9 protein-coding genes are annotated in these 20,574 nt (G+C 68.1%); 5 read left to right on the top strand and 4 right to left on the bottom strand.

Annotation, left to right across the window (positions count from 1 at the left end):
• Positions 1-1,549 precede the first annotated feature (1,549 nt).
• Positions 1,550-2,416 carry an alpha/beta hydrolase family protein gene (locus tag WMF36_RS32240; RefSeq protein WP_437574599.1) on the top strand — a complete coding sequence of 289 codons (867 nt, stop codon included), beginning with the start codon at positions 1,550-1,552 and terminating at the stop codon, positions 2,414-2,416.
• Positions 2,417-2,791: 375 nt separating this feature from the next.
• Positions 2,792-3,355, top strand: a complete 564-nt coding sequence (locus WMF36_RS32245; protein WP_437574600.1) for a helix-turn-helix domain-containing protein — start codon at positions 2,792-2,794, stop codon at positions 3,353-3,355.
• A 23-nt stretch (positions 3,356-3,378) separates the two neighbouring features.
• On the opposite strand, the gene WMF36_RS32250 is transcribed toward WMF36_RS32245, so the two are convergent.
• Positions 3,379-4,041: a glutathione S-transferase family protein gene (locus WMF36_RS32250; RefSeq protein ID WP_437574601.1), complete on the bottom strand. Its 663-nt coding sequence runs from the start codon at positions 4,039-4,041 to the stop codon at positions 3,379-3,381.
• Between the two features lie 21 nt (positions 4,042-4,062).
• The gene (locus WMF36_RS32255) at positions 4,063-5,061 is read right to left on the bottom strand and encodes a glycoside hydrolase family 11 protein (RefSeq protein ID WP_437574602.1); all 999 of its coding nucleotides are present in this window, start codon (positions 5,059-5,061) and stop codon (positions 4,063-4,065) included.
• A 373-nt stretch (positions 5,062-5,434) separates the two neighbouring features.
• Between WMF36_RS32255 and WMF36_RS32260 the strand changes: the two genes are divergently transcribed.
• Positions 5,435-8,158, top strand: a complete 2,724-nt coding sequence (locus WMF36_RS32260) for an MYXO-CTERM sorting domain-containing protein (protein ID WP_437574603.1) — start codon at positions 5,435-5,437, stop codon at positions 8,156-8,158.
• A gap of 452 nt (positions 8,159-8,610) precedes the next feature.
• On the opposite strand, the gene WMF36_RS32265 is transcribed toward WMF36_RS32260, so the two are convergent.
• Together WMF36_RS32265 and WMF36_RS32270 are read right to left on the bottom strand one after the other, a co-directional pair.
• Positions 8,611-11,721: a hypothetical protein gene (locus WMF36_RS32265; protein WP_437574604.1), complete on the bottom strand. Its 3,111-nt coding sequence runs from the start codon at positions 11,719-11,721 to the stop codon at positions 8,611-8,613.
• Positions 11,722-11,771: 50 nt separating this feature from the next.
• A complete protein-coding gene (locus WMF36_RS32270; protein WP_437574605.1) occupies positions 11,772-11,918 on the bottom strand; it encodes a hypothetical protein in 147 nt (48 codons plus the stop codon).
• A 254-nt stretch (positions 11,919-12,172) separates the two neighbouring features.
• On the opposite strand from WMF36_RS32270, the gene WMF36_RS32275 reads away from it, so the two are divergent.
• Entirely contained in the window at positions 12,173-18,139 is a 5,967-nt protein-coding gene (locus WMF36_RS32275; RefSeq protein WP_437574606.1) for an AAA family ATPase, read from the top strand.
• Between the two features lie 230 nt (positions 18,140-18,369).
• On the top strand, positions 18,370-20,544 hold the full coding sequence (locus tag WMF36_RS32280) for a response regulator (RefSeq protein ID WP_437574607.1): 2,175 nt from the start codon (positions 18,370-18,372) through the stop codon (positions 20,542-20,544).
• Positions 20,545-20,574: the final 30 nt, after the last annotated feature.

A 20,574-nucleotide genomic window follows, 5' to 3' on the forward strand; every position in this document is an offset into this window, starting at 1 on the left:
AGCGCGCGCGCGAGCCACGGCGACGGCATCGGTCCTGCCCGTCGTCAACGGTCGTCGCGCATCGATTGGGCTTCCCTCCTCCTCCGCGGTGGTGACCTAATTCGAACATGAAGGCGGGAACGCGGGAAGAAACCTCAATGTTCTTCCCGCCTTGACGGCGTCGATCTCGTGGACCGGGAGCGGCAGGTGGCGGTTGCGCTCGAAGGACTCGGCGGCCCTGGCAGAGGCCGCAGTCGAGGAGGACGGTGGCGTCACGCGTCCTCAGGAGGTGCATGGATCCGGTGACGGTCTGGGCGGCGCCGATGAACTCGAGGTGCACGGGGCGATGATAGTGCCAGCACAGCCGAGATGGTCTGCCCCTCGCTGGCGATCATGATCGCCGCTGCCTGCAACGTGCCCCGGCGTGTGGTGCAGCCTCCCGACACCGTCGCGTTGATCGGCTCGCGGTTGCACCTCTGGCGGCCACGCTCGGCCTTCTTCCCGGCAGGCCTCGCGGGCGCGGGGCTACCCGCCGGGCGGGGTCCTCGATGAAGATCCTCCCCATCGCCGTCGCGACCTCCGCGCGAAATGCAGCCAGGCGCCGGATCTCGAATGGCAGCGAAAGCACCCATTGTCTCACCGGCATTGCTGGCAGTACGCGATCGACGAGTTGGACCCGGGTTGGGCCCATGCCTCCCGAGGGGGTGCGATCCGTCGTCACGCCCTCCCATGATCCCCGGGGATCCGACGGATGGAGACGGTTCGCCGCCGAGGGCGCCTCCGGTGTGGCCCAACGGGGCGCCCTCCGCCGCCGTGTCGCCCACGGTCAAGGGCTCGTGCCATCACCGGTCCCACCGTACGGCCACGCTGCGCGTGCTGGCTGACATAGAGAACGCGGCGCTCCGAAGGAGACCCGCCAGCCTCGTCCTCCCTCGGGCTCGAGGACAGCCGCAGGCCGGTCGATTGGAATTGACATCCGACATGTGAGCGCTCACATTGACCTGGAGGGGCATCCTTTTGCTTGGACGATCGACTGCGTGCCGCCGGCGTCCGTGGGGCGCCAGAAGACCCGTGTACATCTGCCCCGTCAGCACCACGGGAGGATGGCAACATCAAATCAACCTCGCCCGGTCGGCGCCGGGCCGGACGCTGCCGCATCCGAGTCGCAATAAATATTTATAGTGTGGATCGAGTCGAGGGCGACGCCTCGGGGTCACACTTGGCTACCAGCGACTCAAATCGCGGAGAGACGCGAATGGGGCCCCTCCCCTCTTCCTTCGATCGCTAGATATAATATGGAGTCGCTATGAAAACAAAATCGAGTTGGGCTTTCACCTGGGCCGCGCTGGGCATGATTGTCGGGGCTTGCGGCGGCTCAAGTGACGACGGCAACCTTGGGGGAAGCGGCGGAGCCCCGGCGGCCACAGGTGGGAGCGTGAGCGGCTCGGGCGGAGAGCAGGCGGGCGCCACCGGAGGGCCTCTGCCTACGGGCTCGGGTGGCTCACAGAACACGACCGGAGGGTCTGAGCCCTCCGGCTCGGGCGGAGGAGCGCCTGCCGGCGGCGGGGAAATGGCCGGCGGGAACGGAGGCTCGGGCGACGGCAGCGGCGGCTTTACCGGCACGTGCACCGAGTCACAACCGGCTCGTCGAGACGTGTCGGGGAGCGGCCCTCATGAGGTGGTCGTCGAGACGAATTCAGACCCGGGCATCAACCAGGGCACGATCTTTCGTCCGGCGGATCTCGGTGGGGACGCCAAGTATCCGATCTTCGTCTGGGGGCAGGGCGGATGTTCGCGAGACGGGCTCGCGACTGAAGCGGCCATGGCCGAGATTGCCTCGCATGGCTACTTCGTGGTGGCGGACGGGACACCGGGAAACACGGAGCCCAACCGCGAGCTCGGGGGCGGAGGCGACGTGCTGCTCGCCTACATCGACTGGGTGATCGCCGAGAACGGGAAGCCTTGCAGCGCCTACTACCAGCGTATCGAAACCACGAAGGTCGCCTCGAACGGCTTCTCCTGCGGCGGCTTGATGGCGGCGGGGACCGCCGCAGATCCCAGAATGACGACCTGGGGACACACGAGCAGCGGCTCTTTCTCGGCGAACCAGGCATTCTACGACTCGATTCATACACCCGTATTGATCGTCACCGGCACCGAGGATAGCCTGGGCGCGGACGAGAACGGCGCGAGAGACTTCGAGAACATCGCCGCCTTGGGTGATATCCCGGTCATGATGTTCGCCAAGGTCGGCGCGGATCACGGGGGCGATCTGTGGGCTCGGAACGGCGGCGAGTTCACTCAGGTCAACCTGGCGTGGCTCAACTGGTGGCTCAAGGGCGACGAATCGGCCACCGGCAAGGGCCTGCTCGTCGGCGCGAGCTGCCGCTTCTGCAGCGACAGAAGCTGGAATATCTCTTCTGCCAATCTGCCCTAGAGTGGATCGCTCTCAAACCGCCTTGCTCCGAGGAGCAGGGCGGTTTGACCGGCAACGAGGGCCCCACAAGGCCAATCCTGCTGGTTCCCGCACCTGCCGACCGTGGCCGCGCAACCGGACACGTCGGAGTGTCAAGCGACAGTAACTTCGGCTCTCCCCTTAGGCGCACGCGCGGCGTGGCTTGTCCTACATCATCGCCTCCTCCTCGCCCAGGCTTCGCCTCACGCACTCTGCAGATCTACCTTGACAGGTGAGCAGTACTGCGCAAAAGTTCGACCGGGTATGCCTGCGCCCGCACCCCCTTCGAACGAGGAGACGACAATGCCCATGATCGGACGACAGTGCACACGCGATGGCAGGACGGTCTGCCTTCGGATGAGTCAGACCGATCTGCCGGTGAATCAGGAGGAGCCCGGGCTCACGCTCGTTTACGGGTGGTCGAGCGAGGAGCGCCGCGCGCAAGGGCTTCCAGCTTCGATCCAGGGCGTCGAGCTCCGCACCGACTCGGGCAAGCTCCTGGCATTCGACTACTGCCCGTTTTGCGGCGAGAAGTTTGCGGGGAGCGCGAGGAGCGTCCGAGCGACCGTCGCGCGGCGCACCGCGTCGGAAGGCGCCCGCACCGAGTCGCCGCCGGTGGTGGCTGAGCGCGCACAGCGGGCCGGGCGCGCGATCGAGGTCGTGCCGCCTCCCCCTCCGAGCGCACCGGCGCGCGCGCAAGCGGCGACGGGCTCGACGGCGCTGAAGGTGCTTCGCGAGAAGCTCGGGCTCTCGCAGGCCGAGCTCGGCGAAAAGCTCGGCCTCGCGCGCAGCTCGGTCGCCAACTACGAAAACGGACGGTCACCTCTATCGCAGCGGCTCCGCAAGTGGGTCGCAAAGCACGAAGCGAAGCTCACCGAGGGGAGAAACGGCGCAGCCGGCCGCGGGAGCGCGGCCGCCTAGTAACGACCGCGCGCCTCGAGCGGCTAACGCTTCGATCCGGTGGCATCGAAGCGCGGAGCCTCCGGGAGCTCCGGGGCTTCGAGCCCCGCGAACGGATCGCGCCAAGCGTCGAGCTGCCACAGGCGCGCGTGCCAGGCCGCGACGTGCGGGTAGTCCGCCAGCGGCAGCCCGGCGAGATCCGCGAACGGAAGCACCGACGCCATGCGAAAGTCCGCATATGAGACCACGCTCCCGACGAGCCAGTCCCTGCCGCTCAGGACCTGTTCGAGCAGCGTCGCCGCTTCGGCGAACCCCGAAAGCCCCTCCGCCACGAGGTCGTCGCGGATGGGACCGAGCCCGTAGCGCTGCTTCGTCACGCGCTCGAAGTGGACCTTGTCGCACGCGGCGACGAAGTTGTGCGTGCCCCAGCTCAACCAGCGGATCATCTCCGGTTGTGCGGTACCCGTGCGCCAGAAGTCCGAGCCCATGAGCTGCGAAAGGCGGCACGCGATCGCGTCCGTTTCCCAGAGCGACTGGTTCCCCTCGACCAGGATGGGCAGGCGCAGGTTCGGATTCAGCGCTCGAAACTTCTCCTGCTGTGACGGGTCAAGAGGAGCCGCGTGGACGCATTCCACCGGTGCCTCGAGGTGGCGCGCCACGGCAACGGCGACCCGTGGATTCAAGTTTCGGCTGAAGTACAGTTTCACGGATCGTCCTCTCCTGCCCGCTCATTCCACGACGACCTTCGCCGTCGTGAACTTGACTGTCCCGCTGTTGGACTGGGCCTCGAGCAACAGCTTGACCTCGTGCAGATTCCCCAGGGGAAGGCCGAGCTCTTCCCACTGGGTGAAGTGTTCGGAGACGGAGATGGTGCCGCACGTGCGAGCCGTCCGCCGGATGCTGAAATACTGATCGAACGTTTCACTTGAACCCGTGATGGCCGGCTTGTTCACGCGGGTTTTCTTCCACACGTCGTAGGTCTCGCCATCGGCAGTGAGCGTGCCCACCTCGTCCCGCGGCGTCCCGTCGGAAGAAAAACCTCCCGGCTTCTGGCTCCCCCAGTCGTCGAGGATGTAGAACTCGCGCAGCGGATTGACGGTCCAGCCGTAGATGCCGATGTACGTGAAGCCGCCGTCCTCCTCCGTCTTTGTATGCGCGAACTCCGCCGAGAAGGTGCCGATCTGGGTGTGCTTCTGCGTTTGGTTGAAGTCGAGCCCGACGCGCGCCAGGAAATCCTCGACGTTGTTCCATTCCGCGCTGAACGTGGCGTCGACGCCGTGCACGGTCATGCAGCCCGACCCGCCTCCTTCCGCCCAAAGCTCATAACCGTAACCCCTGCCCGCATTGCCTCGGCTGTTCGAGCAATACTCCATGCCTCCGGTCAGGGGTGTCGCAGGCGGGCAGGTGTTCGCGCCGCCGCCCGTGGACCCGCCGCCGCCGTCGCCGGCGGAGCCACCTCCACCCGTCGCTCCGCCCGCACCAGGGAGCCCACCGCTGCTGCTCGCGCCGCCACTCCCCGTGACACCTCCGGTAGCGGAGGTAGCGCCCGCGCCCCCGGCGCCCGGTTGACCACCGCTTCCGCTCTCGCCGGTGGATGCTGCGATCGATCCGCCGCTCCCGTCTTCGTCCTTCACCTCCCCGGAGCCGGCACAGCCCGTGAAGGCCGCGCCAGCCAGGCAAGCGGCGAGGGTACCCAGCGACCAGCGGGACGGAACGACAACCTTCATGGTTGGAGCATGCCAGGGTCTGCACCGTTTGATCAAGCGAGGCGAACCGTTTGAAGGATACCTCGTCGTCGGGTTGCCGCATCGGGCAGAAGTTTCCACAACCGCGCGAAGATCCGCTTCACTTCGGCGCGCCCGACACTGCCGAGTGAGGACCGAGGTCCCCACTCACCTCACAATCGTCGCCGCGGCGCGCCATCCCTCTTGCACTGCTGCCGCAGATTTCTCACCGAAACGCCGGAGGTTGCGCTGCTCCGGTGACGACGGCTTCGATTGGGCCGATAAGAATGTCCTGTCAACCCGAGACAGGTCCCGCAGCTGGGGCTTGACGTTCCCGAAACGTTTGGATTTCCTTCGCGCCGGGATAGTGTGACGCATGGGAAATTTGACCGAAGCTTCTGGTCTCGCCTCGCCGCGGCTCACGATGACCCGCCACGGGATCGCAGGTCTCCTCTTGCTCGCAAGCTCCGGCTGCTCGGCGGAACGAGAGGAATCCTCCAAGGTGCGTTCGACGGCTCAGCCGCTCATCACCGAGACGCGCGCGGAGTTTCATCTCGTCGCAAACGCCCCGCCGATCGTTCCCGCGGCGCTGCTCGCGGCTCCGCTGCTCGAGTGCGGACCCAGCACGTGCCTTTCCATCTACGAGTCCAACGTATCTGGCGCAATCAAGTGGATGACGCGCGTGTCCGCCACGGGCCAGCTCCTGGACACGCCACGCAACGCTTTGTCGGTGGCGCCTCGCGCGGTCACCCGCCTTGGCAGCGACTTCGTCGCCCTCAGCGGACCCTTGAACGGCCTGAAGCTCACACGCTTCAATGCGGCGACCGGTGCGATTATCAAGGAGGCATTGAGCGGCGTTCCAAGCGGCTACACGGACGCGTCTCTGGTGGGCAACGGGGATACGGTCGCCATCCTCGCCACAGGCAACCCCATTGCACCCGGCTCCACGCTGCGGATCTACGATGCGGAGCTCGCCTCGGTCGGCAGCGCCATCGGTGGGGTGCAGAGCGCCTATCCCGGCCCCGACCAGTACCTGGTCCCCGCGTCCGACGGAGTGCGGCGAGTGTCGTCGACCACCGGCGCAGTGCTCGACGCCCAGAACATACAATATCGCAAGTACGAATTAATCTCTACTGCGCAGCAGAGCGTGTCGTACGTGAACGGCACCTACCATTTCTTCTGGGTCAGCAGCGAAGGCGGCGACATCCGCACCTCCCGCGTTCGCGCCAGCGATGGCGCCGTCCTCGATCCCGCTGACGAGTTCAATCAGGTGTCCGGCGCACGGACCGTCTGCTCCGGTTGTGGCGGCACCTCGTGGTCCAGCGTCGTGCGCGACGGTCGCCTGCACGTCGTCGGCAGAAAGCCCAACGCTGGTACGGCGGCGCTCCACGCCTTCGAGCTGGATCCGAGCAGCGGCGCTCGCCTCGATGCGTCGACGGCGCTCCCCGCCTCCTTCGGTTCCCTTCCGAACACCGTCGCGACGCGCTGGGTCGGCTCGGATGCCGGCTTCCTCGTGGAGAACGACGGCCAGGTGCGGGCGGTCGGCGTGTCCGCGACGAGCCCGGCCACCTATTCCCTGGGCAGCGCGACGCCGGTGGCTCTCGAGTCCGTCGATGGCGCCGTCCATGCCGTGGCGTCCAACGGGCAAGACTTCCTGGTCGTTGGCGCCCAGGACGACCGGCTCGTGGGCGTGCGGGTGAGTGGGACGAGCGGCAACGTGCTCGATGCGACGCCCTTCGAGATCGCGCCTCGCTTCGTGCAGGGCGCCAGCACGGTCGCAGCGACGAGCTCGGGTACGGACTACGTGGTTGCCTATCAGCAATCGCAGGGGGTGATTGGCCGCGCGCTGGTCAGCGCGGCTGGGAACGTGACCGCCCTCGCCACGCAGAGCAAGATCGATCTGCGCAACACCAACTTCGACCTGTCGCTCGTCGGCAATGGCGCGCGGATTCTCCTCGCGTTCAACGAGCTCAACAACACCTACCTCCGGCGCATGGAGCCCGACGGAGACTGGGTCGACACGTCGCTCAGGACGGCTCCCAAGAGCGTCGTGAAGCAGGTCTACGCGCTCGCGGTCGCCGCGGACAGCGCGCCCACCCCCGAGATGCGCACCTTCATGATGTTTTCGCAGAGCGAGACTGGCGTTGATACCTTCCGCCTCCGTTCGGATTCCGGGACGCTCCTCACGGGAACCACGCCAGTCGCGGGCATCCCGACCTCGCTCGAGGCGGCATCCAACGGCGCGGACATCGTGCTCTTCTCGACGAGCGGCCCGACGCTCGTGGCCACGCCAGTCGACGCCGTCAGCGGCGAGGCCATGTCCGGCAGCTTCGGAGCTCCTTTGTTCGACGCCGGAGCGGGCGTCGTGACAGCGAGCTACGATGGCGTGAGTTACGTCGTCTTGCTCGGCGGAGCGCGGAACACGAGCGGATTTCGCGATCTGCGCATCGTGCGGTTCGACCCGGAGGATCTCGATCCGCTGGATGATGTCTCGTCCACGGGCGGCCACTACGTCACCCAGGACGAAAACGTGAACGTGGTCATGGCCTCCAACGCCGCTGGGCGCACCCTCATCGGCCTGTCGAGATACGATCGAGATCGCTTTGGGTTCGCCCTCAAGGCCATCCTCTTGAACAACGATGGTCAAGCGGCGTCCCCGGGAGACAGCGGCGGCGGCTCGGGCTTGGGCGGAGGCGGCGGCTCAGGCTTGAGCGGAGGCGGCGGCTCAGGCTCGGGTGGCGCGGCGAACACGGGTGGCTCGGCGAATAGCGGCAGCTCGGCGAATAGCGGCGGCGCCAACGGAAGCGGAGGCTCCGGTGGCCATGGCGGGACAGCAACGGGCACCGGCGGGGCGGAACCCTCGGGCTCCGGTGGCTCCGCCGGCGCGGGGGGCGATCCCGGCGAGACGCCCCCGGATGGCGGCCCCAACGACCCCCGAAGCGGTGGCGGCGGCTGCGGCTGCACGGTGGCCTCGACGAGCTCCGGCCATGTCCCGCTTTTTGCAGTCATCGCGATGGCCCTCGTGGGCTGGGCTCGCCGTCGCCGTGACGATTCGACGTCACGCACGATGAATGAAACAGCAGCGCCCTGCTGTCGCTGACACGGGTCAACGGCCGCCCGGACGACGAGCTGTGAATCTGGCCAGCTTGTCGTCCTTCTGTTCACCCAGGAGAGCGCCGAGGGAGCCTCCGGCACCGCCCCCTGCCGCAGACATGCGACTTCAAAAATCCAGCCCCGCGGCGAGGCCTGCCGCGCCCCCTCGGGGAGGCGGCCGCGCCCCGATTGTTCGTGTGGGCTACACAGTCAGAGCGCGGCGCGCCGTCCAATCAGCCTGCCCTCGGCGAGCTATTCATGAGGACTTCAACCGCGCCGCCGTCGCGAGCACGAGCGCCGAGGAAGGCGAGCAAAAGATGCTGGAGAGGTATGGTGACCTCAACCTCCCGATCATCCTGCAGCTGAGCGCCCAGGCGGCGTTCAGCGAGGCGGCGCCGTGACCGGCGCTCCAGGCTGCACGAAGGCGCTCACCGCCCCGCCCGCTCGCCCCGCTCGCCTTCACTCCACAGCCTGCGGGTCACCGTCGTCGTCGTCGCTGTGGCCGTCCTCGCCGTCATCCTCGTCGTCCTCGTCCTGCTCGGGGGGCTTCGGCGCGAGCACCACGGGCGGGTATCGCTCGCCAGACGGGTCACGGCGCCCGGCCTCCCAGGCGTCCTCGAGGTTGACGAGCTCATACCAGCCGAGGCGATTCACGGCCTCGAAGAAGAACCTGCCGTCGGCGCTCGGCTCGAAAGTGAGGGGCTCCGGCTCGATCTCGGCGAGCGTGCGGACGCCGTCGTCGTAGACGCCCCAGACCCGGACAGGCTTGCCTTCGGAGACCTCCAGCACGGCCACGCGGCCACCCGCGGCGCGCTCCACGACGCGCAGATCCAGGTCGCCGCGCGCCTCCAGCCTGGACGCGCCGCCGCTGACCGAGAAGATCCAGGTCTCCGACGAGGTGCCGACGATCACCCGCCCGGAGGCGAGCGCCTCGAGCGTGTAGACCTCGTCCTCGCTCTCCTCCTTGCTGAAGTCGTGCACGAGGACCGGCTTTCCATGCGGGAGGTCTACCCACCAGAGCTTGGCGTCGCCGTCGGTCGCCACGAGAGCGGTGCTCCGATCCGCGCTCACCAGGCCCGACGACGAGGCGGAGCCCGCCTTCACCGCGGTCTCGATGAGCTCCCCGTCCTTCAGCACGGCGAAGACGAAGGAGCGCCGGGCTTCCTTCTTCCACCCGATGTACACGTCGGCGGGGCGGTAGCGCTCGACCTCCCGCGCGCCCGCCCCGAAACGCGCGCGCACGTCCTTCGGGATGTCCTCCTCGTCCTCCGGCAGCGGGCGCTGCTTGCCCAGGTAGCGCAGGCCGACGCGGCCCGGGGCGGGCTCGATGGCGTACTCCTCGGGCGCCCTCTTCGGGCCCGACTCGGGCGCCCCGTCGCCGTCGTCGTCATCCTCGGACGGCGTGTACACGGCGACCTCGGGGAACGCGTCGGGGCTCGTGGCGAACCGCTCGACCAGCGCGTCGAGGCCGAGCAGCTCGTAGGTGTCGCCGCTGTGATCCATGAAGGCCCGGCCCTCGGCGATCCGGACCTCGCCCACCGAGGCCTTCACGCGGCCCACGCGGCGCAGCTTGCTCCCGTCGAAGCCGACGAGGGTCAGCCCGTCCTCGGAGTCCTCGCCCTCGTAGCTCTTGACGAGGAGCAGCCGGCCGCCGTGGGCGGGGGTCAAGCCGTAACCGCTCACGGCCCAGCGCTGCTCGAGGACGGCGCCCTCTCCCTCGCGGCGGTAGACGTCGAGGGACTCGTCCGCGGCGAGGAGGATGCGGTCCTCCGGGCCGTAGGCGATCTCGGAGATCGACGCCTCGTGTTCGAAGAGGCGGCGCAGCTTGCCGTCCGCGAAGGAGAGCTCGGCGACGAGCTTGTCGTCGAACCCGTACAGCACCGCGCCGCCGTCCTCCCGCGCCGCGATGTAGCCGTGGGGGCTGGGCAGCACCTCGCCCTCGGCGCGCTTGAGCTCCCCGCCCTCGATCCAGGCGGCCGTCACCGGCTTGCGCCGGAGCTTCGCGATGCCGTAGACGCGGCCGCCGGGAGCCATCGAGACGCAGGAGGTCGACCCGAACAGCTCGCGCTGCGCGCGCTCGATCTGGGGCTCCGCGGGCACCTCGCGCGACCTCCGCCGCTCCACGCGGATCGCGCCCTCCAGCACCTCTGGCCGGGATCCCTCGTCTTCGTCGCCCTCGTCGGACGCGCTCTCGTCCTGGTCTTCGTCCCCGTCCTGGTCGCCGGGTTCGCGCTTCTTCAGCTCGGGGAAGGAGGCCGGCTGCACGGCGAAGCGCGCGGCGAGCTCCTCCAGGCCGAGCAGCTCGTAGCGCTCGCCGCCGTCCTCCACGATGACGCGGGCGCCGTCGACCACGATGTCGCCGATCGAGATGCGCACGCGGGCCAGCCGGCGCATCGTGGAGCCGTCGTAGCCGAGGAGGGTGACGCCGTCCGTGCTCTCGTCCTCGTCGTCGTAGCACTTCACGAGGAGCAGGCGTCCGCCGAACACCGACCGCATCCCGTAGCCGTCGAGGTCCCAGCGCCCCTCGAGCGCGGCGCCCGAGCCCTCCCGCCGGTAGACGTCGATCGTGCTGCCCGCGAGCAGGAGCACCCGGTCCTCCGGGCCGTAGGCGACGTCGGAGAAGGACTCGTCGTGCGTGAAGAGGCGCCGCACGGAGCCCTCCGCGAACACGACCTCCCATACAGCCTCCGAATCCTCCCCGATCAGCGCCGCGCCGCCGTCGTCGCGCGCGGCGAGGCACACGCTGTCCGCAGTGGCGAGCGGATCGCCCTGAGCGGTGCGGAGCTCGCCGTCCTCGATCCACGCGGGGACAGGCGGCTGGCGCTTCGGCCGGGCGACGCCGAAGACGAGGCCGTTCGGCGCGACCTGCGCCTCGCCTCTCCGACCGAAGAGCTTCTGTTGCTCGGCGAGGGGCTCGGGCGCCTTGTAGCCCGGCTCGCGCTCCAGCCGGAGCCCGCCGGAGATGACCCTGGGCTTGTCGTCGTCGTCGCTGGCCTCCGCCTCGCCTGCGTCGTGGTCGTCGCCCGCCTCGCTCGCCCACGAGCGCCCCTCCTCGGGAGGCGCGGCGCGCGCCGCGTCGCGCGCGGCTTCGACCTCCGGATCCACCGCGCACGCGGCCTCGAAGCGCTCGCCTCCGCCGAAGCGGGGCAGCTCGACGGGCCACCTCGGGCCCGTCGGGGGCTCGGGTCGCTGCTCGGCGGACCAGGCGTCCCAGTCGGTGTCGCTCTCGATCGCCTCGGCCAGGGAGGCCACCTCGATCGGGTGCGCGCCGTGCACCGCGGTGAGGGCCCGCTGGACCGCGCGCGCCATGTCGGCGATGCAGGGCTTGCTCCACCCCGCCGGCTGCACCCGCACGAGCGCCCAGCGACCGGCCCACCAGAAGGGCTCGCATTGCTCCACCGCGCGCGGGTCGAGCGCCCGCTCCCACGCCTCGCCGACGGCGCGCCGCGCGGCCGCGTCCGGGGGCGCCGCGAAGCAGAGCTCATAGGAGAACAGGTCCCCTTCGAGGTCGAACCAATCGCTCGGCGCTGCCCCGAAGAACGCAAACGAATAGGGCGGAGATCCCGGCATGAGGCGAACGGTACCGCAGGAAAAAGGCGAGGTGAAACGATTTGAGGATGTCAACGGCGAATAACCAAGCTCGCTTCCGGCAACTGAAGGGTGCCGATCTGGGTGTGCTTCCGGATTTGGTTGAAGTCGAGCATCGAGCGTGCCGCACAACCCAGCGGTGCATCGAGTCCGGGGCCGGCACCAACAATGGCAAGCATTGGTTATCTTCACGGCTCGCCTGATCCCCTGAGAGAGCCTGACAAGTCGACCGGTGCGGGGGGGACAGCGCGAGCAGGAACCTGCTCGGTTGCCGAAGCGTGGGGACGACCACGGCTCTGCCGTACAGCAGAGGTTGCCCGAAAAATTCCCCAGAGGGAGGGGAGGATCGGTGGTCGCATTCCGCCCCGCTCGATACTACGATGATGCTCGGACAGCAGCGCCCCTGAACGACAAGGACGCGAGGGGGGAAACGATGGAGCTGCGGGATTACACGCTGGAAAAGGTAGTCTACGACGGCAACGAGACACGAGTATGGCGCGCGGTCCATGTCCCCTCGGGGGCGCGCGTGGCAATCAAGATCCCGGTGGCCGAGGTGCCCAGTCCGCGCGTGATGGGGCGGCTGATCCACGAGCACCAGGCGCTCATGCAGCTCGCAGAGGTGCCCGGGGTGGCGCGCGCACGGGCGCTGGAGCAGCAGGGCGGCACGGCGGCGCTGGTGCTGGAGGATCCTGGCCTCGACTCGCTCGATCGCCTGCTCGCCAAGCAGGGGCGCTTGCCGGTCGGGACCGCGCTGCGGCTCGGCCGGCTCCTGTCACGGGTGCTCGAGGGGGTGCATGCCGCTGGCGTGATGCACAAGGACATCAAGCCGCAAAATGTGCTGGTGGACGAGGCGTGCGAGGGGGTCACGCTGCTCGACTTCGGCATCGCCTCGTTCCTGTCCCAAGAGGCGACCGAGGCGAGCATCCCCGAGGCGCTGGAGGGGACGCTGGTTTATATTTCGCCGGAGCAGACGGGGCGCACAGCGCGCGCGCTCGATACCCGCACGGACCTGTACTCGCTGGGGGTGACGCTCTTCGAGGTGATGTCGGGGCGGCTGCCGTTCACGGAGCGCGATCCGCTCTCGCTGGTGCACGCGCACCTGGCCAAGGACCCGCCTCCGCTCGATTCCGTCGCCCCGGAGGTGCCTGGGGCCGTGGCAGCCATCGTGGCGAAGCTCCTGGCCAAGGATCCCGAGCGACGCTACCAGACGGCCCGCGGCGTGGCGGAGGATCTGGAGGAGGCTCTCCGGCAATCGGACGAGCGTGGCACGGTGGAGCCGTTCGGCCTGGGAAGCAAAGACTTCTCGCGCAAGCTCCGGTTGCCGCAGGTTCTGGTGGGGCGGGAGCGCGACGTCGAGCGGATGGGCGAGTCCTTTGCGCGCGCCGCGCAGGGGATGACGGAGCTCCTGCTCGTCGGCGGCCCCTCGGGCATCGGCAAGACGGCGCTGGTGCGCACCGTCTACAGGGATATTGCGCAGGCGGGGCGCGGGCTCTTGATCGCGGGCAAGCACGATCAGCTCGCGCGGTCGACGCCGTACGCGGCGCTGGCGCAAGCGTTCGGGGCGCTGATGCGCCAATGGCTCTCCAGCTCGGAGGCGGTGCTCGAGGCCTGGCAGGAGCGGATCCGGCGCGAGGTCGGGGACAACGCGCGGCTCATCGCGGACGTGGTGCCCGAGCTCGACCTGGTCATGGGCAAGCTGCCGCCGGTGCCGCCGGTGGAGGGCGAGCAGGTGCTCAACCGGCAGAAGCTGACGTGGCTGAATTTCGTGCGAGCCGTCACGGCGCCGAACCCGCCGCTGGTGATGTTCCTGGACGACATGCAGTGGGCCGACAGCGCGACGCTGATCATCCTGCAGACGCTGCTGACGGACGTGGAGCGCAAATCGTTGCTGGTGATCGCGGCGCACCGCGACAACGAGACGCCGCCCGAGCACCCGCTGTGGAAGCTCGTGGAGGCGGTGGAGAAGAGCGAGGCCAGGGTCTCGCGAATGACGGTGGGCCCGCTGTCGGGAGAGCAGGTGCAAAAGTGGTGCTCGCGGACGCTGGAGAGCGAGCCCGCGCGGGTGGAGCCGCTGGCGCGCGTGCTCTCGCACAAGACCCGCGGAAACCCCTTCTTCCTGGAGCAGTTGCTGCTCTCCCTGCACCGGCAGAAGCAGGTGGTGAGGGACCCGGAGAGCGGGGCGTGGCAATGGGAGCAATCGTCGCTGGAGAAGGCGGGCGTCACCGATAACGTGGTGGCGCTCTTGACAGACAAGGTGCGCGAGATGCCCGAGCCGACGCAGCAGCTCCTGGGGCTCGCGGCCTGCGCAGGTCACACGTTCCACCTGCAGGACCTGGAGCGGCTCAGCGGGTGGGAGCGCGCCCCGGTGACGGGGGCGTTATGGCCGGCGCTGGATGCCGAGCTGGTGGTGCCGGTCGATGGGGCTTACCGCCCCGCGCAGGCGCTCGGAGGCATTGGCTGGGTGGCTCTGGACGCGGCGTACCGGTTCCTGCACGACCGCGTGCAGCAGGCAAGCTACGAGCGGATCTCGCCGGAGCAGCGGGTGCTCGCGCACCTGGAGATCGGCCGGCGGCTCCAGGCGCGTTATCGTGCCGAGGGGGGTACGGCCCCGCAATTCCTGGAGCTCGTGCGGCACCTGAACCTGGGCTCGGCGCGGCTCGAGTCCGTGGAGGAGCGCAAGGAGCTCGCGCGGCTGAACCTGCAGGCCGCGCGCACCGCGAAGGCGGCGAGCTCGTACCGATTGATGGCCAACCTGCTGGACAGCGCGCAGGCGCTCCTCGGCGAGCGCGCCTGGGAGCAGGAGCGCGAGCTGTCGGTGGAGACCGGGTTGGAGCGCCTGGAGGCCGCCTATCTGTTGCGGGAGTTCGACGACGTCGAGGCGCGGGCGCTCGCCTTGCTGGACAGGCCTCTGCCGGAGGTTGCCTGGCTCTCGGCGCAGGAGATCCGCACGCGCTGCTGTGTCGCCACGGGGCAGTACGCGCGGGGAATCGGGCTCGGGATGGCCGCACTTGCGAAGCAGGGCATCACGTTCCCCGACACGGATGAGGCGTGTCAGGTAGCGCTCCTGCGAGAGTCCACCGAGCTGGATCAATGGCTCGAGCACGACTCGGACGGGTTTGATCGAATGCAGGTCGATGAGTCGCTGGAGCACCGGCTCATCGATGCCCTGATGACGCAGGCGCAGCTCTGCGCGATCTACGGTGGCCGGCCGATGTTGTATTCGCTCGTCATCGCCCGCATCGTGTCCGAGGCGATACGGCGGGACGCGCTCACGCCTGCTGCCACCTTCATGATCTGCAGCTTCGCCAACGCATGGTCGGTGGCGACGGGCATGTATCGCCGTGTCATGCGCTGGCTCACGCCCGGGGTGCGTGCCGCAGAGCGTGTGGGCTCCCAGATGCTCCCCGAGTGCATCGCGCTCAAGGGGATCTACCTGGTCCACTCGAGGCCCATCGATGAAGCGTCCCTCGTCTACGAGCAAGCCATCGCAGCCGGCTTGAAGATCGGGTCGTTTCAAGGCACGAGCTGGGGGCTCTTGTCCGACTTGCTCTACTACCGGGTGTGGCGTGGTCTGCCGCTCGGCCAGGTCGATGCGCAGCAAAAGGCTCGCTGGGAGCTGGTGCAGCGCGCGGGGGACGCCGTCGGGCGACACCACTTCGAGCTGGTCGCGTCCTTTTGCGAGGTCTTGATGTCTCCTGACGGAGCCAAGAACCTCCTGGAGGAGGAGCCGCTGCCACGAGGTTCGCGCTCTCTCCTGGCCGATGGGGACAGGTACACCGGAGGGTTCGCTCGTACCCTGGAAGGGTATCTGTTCTGTGCTGTCGGCAAGTGGGAGCGGGCGCTGTCGAGGATGCGGGAGGCGGAGCAATTCCAGGCAGACATTCTTGGAGTTCCGCCAGTAACGGACATCGCGCTCTTTCTCGCGCTCGCAGCAGCGAAGTGCTGGCCCAACGCCGCCACGAACGAGGAACAGGCGCGGCTGCGGCAGCACATCGAGCACAGCCTCACGCGATTGCGCTATTTCACCGAAGGCTGCGAGGCCAATTTCCTCCACAAACTGCGCCTCGGCGAGGCGGAATACGCCCGCGTCCTGGGCAAGCCCGATGAGGCAGCGGCCAAATACGACGAGGCCATCGAGCTGGCCCGCGAGCACCGCTTCCTGCACATCGAGGCCCTGGCAGCCCAGCTCTCCGCCGAGTTTCGACTGGAGACGGGCAAGAGCCATGTTGGGGCGATGTACCTGCGCGAGGCTCACGATGCCTACGCGCGCTGGGGCGCTTACGCTGTGGTCGCCCATCTGAGCGCGAGGTATCCCGCCGTGCTCAAGGCGTCCATGCACAGGTCGACCCCCGAGCGTACGACCGTGACGGCGACCACCACGACCACGGGTGAGTCCACGGGCGCGCATTTCGACGTGAAGACCGCGGTGCGCGCGGCGCAGGCGCTCTCGGTCGAGCTCGACCCGGGGCGCGTGGTGGGCCGGCTGATGGAGCTCACGCTGGAGAACGCGGGGGCGCAGCGCGGCGCCCTGGTGCTCAGCGACGGGGAAGCGCTCTCGGTCGTTGCTCGGCTATGGGTGGAGGGGACCCGCATCGAGGCGGGGCTGTCGGAGCCTCTCGAGCAGAGCCACGACGTGCCGGTGGCGGTGGTGCAATATGCGGCCCGCACGGGCGAGCCGGTGGTGATAAGCGACGCGAGGTCCGAGGCGCGCTTCGCCGGCGACCCGTACCTGGCATTGCACGCGGTGCTCTCGCTGCTAGCGCTGCCCTTGACGCACCGGGGCCACGTCGTGGGCGTGCTGTACCTGGAGCACCGCGACGTGCCGTCGGCGTTCCCTCCCGCGCGTGTGGAGCTCTTGTCGGTGCTCGCCTCACAGGCAGCGATCGCCGTCGAGAACGCCGTGCTGTACCGGGACCAGGAGGTCAAGATCCAGGAGCGCACGGCTCAGCTGCGGATCGCCAAGGAGGCTGCCGACCGCGCCAATCGAGCGAAGAGCGATTTCCTCTCGAGCATGAGCCATGAGCTACGCACGCCCCTCAATAGCATCCTGGGTTACGCTCAGTTCCTCATGCGAGCGCCCGAGCTCTCGCCGAAGAGCCGCGAAGGGGTGCAGATCGTGAAGAGATCGGGCGAGCACCTGCTGGCGTTGCTCAACGATCTCCTGGACCTGGCGAAGATCGAGGCCGGCAAGATGGAGCTCGTCCCCCGGACGTTCGACTTTCCCTCCTTCGTGCACAACGTGGTGGACCTCTGCGGCGTGCGCGCCGAACAGAGGGGCATCGCCTTCACCCACGAGGTGCGGGACCCGGCGCTCGCCGCCGTGCACGCCGACGAAAAGCGCTTGATGCAGGTGCTCCTCAACCTGCTCGGCAACGCCATCAAGTTCACCGAGCGCGGCGCGGTCACCTTGCTCGTCGACGTGCTGGACGAGGGCGGAGGAGATGGGCAGCGCGAGGTGCGCTTCCGGATCGAGGACACGGGCACCGGCATCGCCCCGGAGCACCTCGCGCGCATCTTCGACCCCTTCGAGCAGGTGGGAGACCCGAGGGTGAAGAGCGAGGGCACCGGGCTCGGCCTGGCCATCAGCAAGCGGATCATCGAGCAGATGGGCGGAGCCATCCATGTCGAGAGCGAGCTCGGCAAAGGCAGCGCGTTCACGGTGGCGCTCGCGCTGGCCGAGGCGCTCCCTCCCGCGGCCGCCGACGAAGCCCTGGGGTGGGACACGATCACCGGTTATCGCGGCAAGCGCCGCAAGATCCTCGTCGTGGACGACAACCCCAGTAACCGCGCGTTGTTCGGCGATCTGCTGGTCCCCATAGGCTTCGACCTCGTCGAGGCCGACGGCGGCGAATCCGCGCTGCGGCTGGCGCTGGAGCACAGGCCGGCGCTGATCCTGATGGACCTGGCCATGCCAGGGCTAGACGGCTATGAGACCACGCGTCGCCTGCGACAGATGCCCGAGCTCGACGGGGTGGTGATCCTTGCCTCGTCGGCGAACGTCACCGCCGTCGAACAGCCGAAGGGGGCCCACGCCGGCTGGGACGACTTCTTGCTCAAGCCGGTGCAGGCCAGCTTGCTCTTCGAGAAGATCGCGCGTTTCCTGGGCGTGGAATGGACGCATGAGCCGGCGAAAGCCGCGGCCCGCATGGCGGGGAAGTGGGATAGCGCGCTGGTGCCGCCCTCGGCCGAGCAGCTATCGCGGCTATCGTGGCTGGTGGCGTCGGGCCATATCCGGAACGTGCTGGCGGAGGCGGAGCGGATGCAGCAAGACGAGCCGCGACTCGGCCCCTGGCTCAAGCAGCTCCAGACGCTGGCGCGGACCTATCAGATGCGGAAGCTGCAGGAGTTCGTCGAGGAGCATGCCGCGGTAGGCCGGGCGGTGGCCGAAGAGAGCACCTGACGAGCAACCGACGAGGAGGTGGATCGTATCATGGAAGCCTGGGCGTGGACCCCGTATCAGATCATGTTGCCCTCACGGCTTTCCCTGCGGCCGCGGCCAATCGGATCGCTGTCGCCCTGTCACGCGAGTGATCAGCGTGCATGGGAAATTTCGGGCCGGCTGGCCCAGGGGCTCGCGTGGAAGGTGACGCCGGGTCTCGGTGCGCGACGCGCCTGGGGCGGTCAGCGATCATGAGCAGAGCCTCCGCGCCCGGTGCTCGTGAGGGCACGATCCTCATCGTGGATGACATGCCCACCAACCTGGCCGTGTTGGTGGATCATCTGGAATCCGCAGGTCATCGGGCGCTCGCCGCTCAGGACGCGGAAGCGGCCTTGAAGCGGGCTAGCCTCATGAAGCCCGACCTGATCCTGCTGGACGTGGTGATGCCTGGGATCGACGGCTTCGAGACCTGCCGGCGCCTGAAGGCGGCTGAGAGCACCCGAGACATCCCGGTGATATTCATGACCTGCCTCGGAGAAGTGGCGGACAAGCTCGTGGGGTTCGAGGCGGGGGGCGTCGATTACATCACCAAACCGTTCGAGATTGAAGAGGTGCTCGCGCGGATCAAGACGCAACTGATCTTGCGCGAGGCACAAAAGGAGCTCGAAGCGAAGAACGCGCAGTTGCAGCGTGCCCATCAGGAGCTGGAACAACGGGTGCGAGGGCGCACGGCCGAGCTGGCGAGATCGAACGCTGCTCTCAAAGCGGAGAACGCCGAGCGCCGGCGCGCGGAATATGCTTTGCGCGAGAGCCAGCATCTGCTTCAGGCCATCGTCGAGAACTCGACAGCCGTCATCTACGTCAAGGACCTCGAAGGCCGATATTTGATGGTCAACCGCCGCCACGAAGAGTTATTTCATGTGCCCGCGCGGACGATTATCGGCAAGACCGACTATGACTTTTTCCCCGTGGAACATGCCGACGCATTTCGCGCTTTCGACCAGCAGGTGGCGGCGGCCGGGAGGCCGCTGGAGATGGAAGAGATCGTGCCCCAGGACGATGGGCTCCACACGTACATCTCGATCAAGTGCCCGCTCCTCGACGAGTCGGGCCGGCCGTATGCGGTTTGCGGGATTTCCACGGACATCAGCCAGCGAAAGCGGGCGGAGGCGGAGCGGGAGGTGCTCCTCTCTCGCGAACAGGCGGCGCGGGCGGAGCTCGAGCGTACCGGGCGGCTGAAGGATGAGTTCCTGGCGCTGCTGAGCCACGAGCTGCGGACGCCGCTCACCGCGATTCTCGGCTGGTCGCAGCTACTCCGCATCCGCGGCCCCTCGGACGAGATCCTGCGCCGGGCGCTCGGGACGATCGAGCGGAATGCGCGGGCGCAGTCCAAGCTCATCGACGACCTCCTGGACATGTCGCGTATCATCAGCGGGCGGCTGAGCCTCGACGTGGAGGTGGTCGATCTGGCCGAGATGCTCGAAAGGCTGCTGGAATCGGCGGAGCCGGCGGCGAACACGAAGGGGATCCGCCTGGAGCTCAGCGTCGAGTCGACCGGAGGACAGGTCATGGGGGACTCGAATCGCCTCCAGCAGATCGTGTGGAACCTGCTCAGCAACGCGATGAAGTTCACGCGGCAGGGCGGGCAGGTGAAGGTATCGCTTCGTCGCGAGGATTCGTACGCGCATCTCGCGGTGAGCGACACGGGGATCGGCATCGATCCGGAGTTTTTGCCGTACGTATTCGAGCAATTCAGGCAAGCAGACGCGTCGACCACGCGTGAGCACGGCGGGCTGGGTCTGGGTCTTTCGATCGTGCACCACCTGGTGGAGCTGCACGGGGGGACGGTGGAGGCGGCCAGCGCAGGGAAGGACCAGGGGGCGAGCTTCACGGTGAAGCTGCCGCTGGAGGCCAAGCATGCCGAGGCTTTGGCCGGAGGAGAGCCGCCCTCGATGCCGCCGCGCCGGCCATTATCGCACCGTGGCGGGGAGCTCATGGATTTGAAGGGGGTGCGGGTGCTGGTGGTGGACGACGAGCCGGACACGCGAGAGCTGCTCCTGCAGATACTGGCGGAGTGCCATGCGGAGGTGCGGACGGCGGGTTCGGTCGTGGAGGCTCTGGCGGAGCTGGAGCGAGACCAGCCGATGGTCCTGGTGAGCGACATCGGCATGCCGCAAGAGGGCGGGTATGAGCTGATCCAGAAGGTACGGCAGTTGCCGCAAGAGCGTGGGGGGCGCGTGCCGGCGCTGGCGTTGACCGCATTTGCGCGCGCCGAGGACCGCACGCGGGTGCTCATGGCCGGATACCAGATGCATCTGGCCAAGCCGGTGAAGCCGCCGGATCTGGTGGCGCACGTGGCGACCTTGGCCGGGCGAAACTATCGTGGGGGCGAGATGAGCCCTGATGGCCGCGTCCGGTCAGTGTAGCAACGACGCTACCGCCGCAGGCTGTGTCTG

Origin of the sequence: Sorangium sp. So ce887 (genome assembly GCF_051521455.1) — a bacterium.
GTDB lineage: Bacteria > Myxococcota_A > Polyangia > Polyangiales > Polyangiaceae > Sorangium.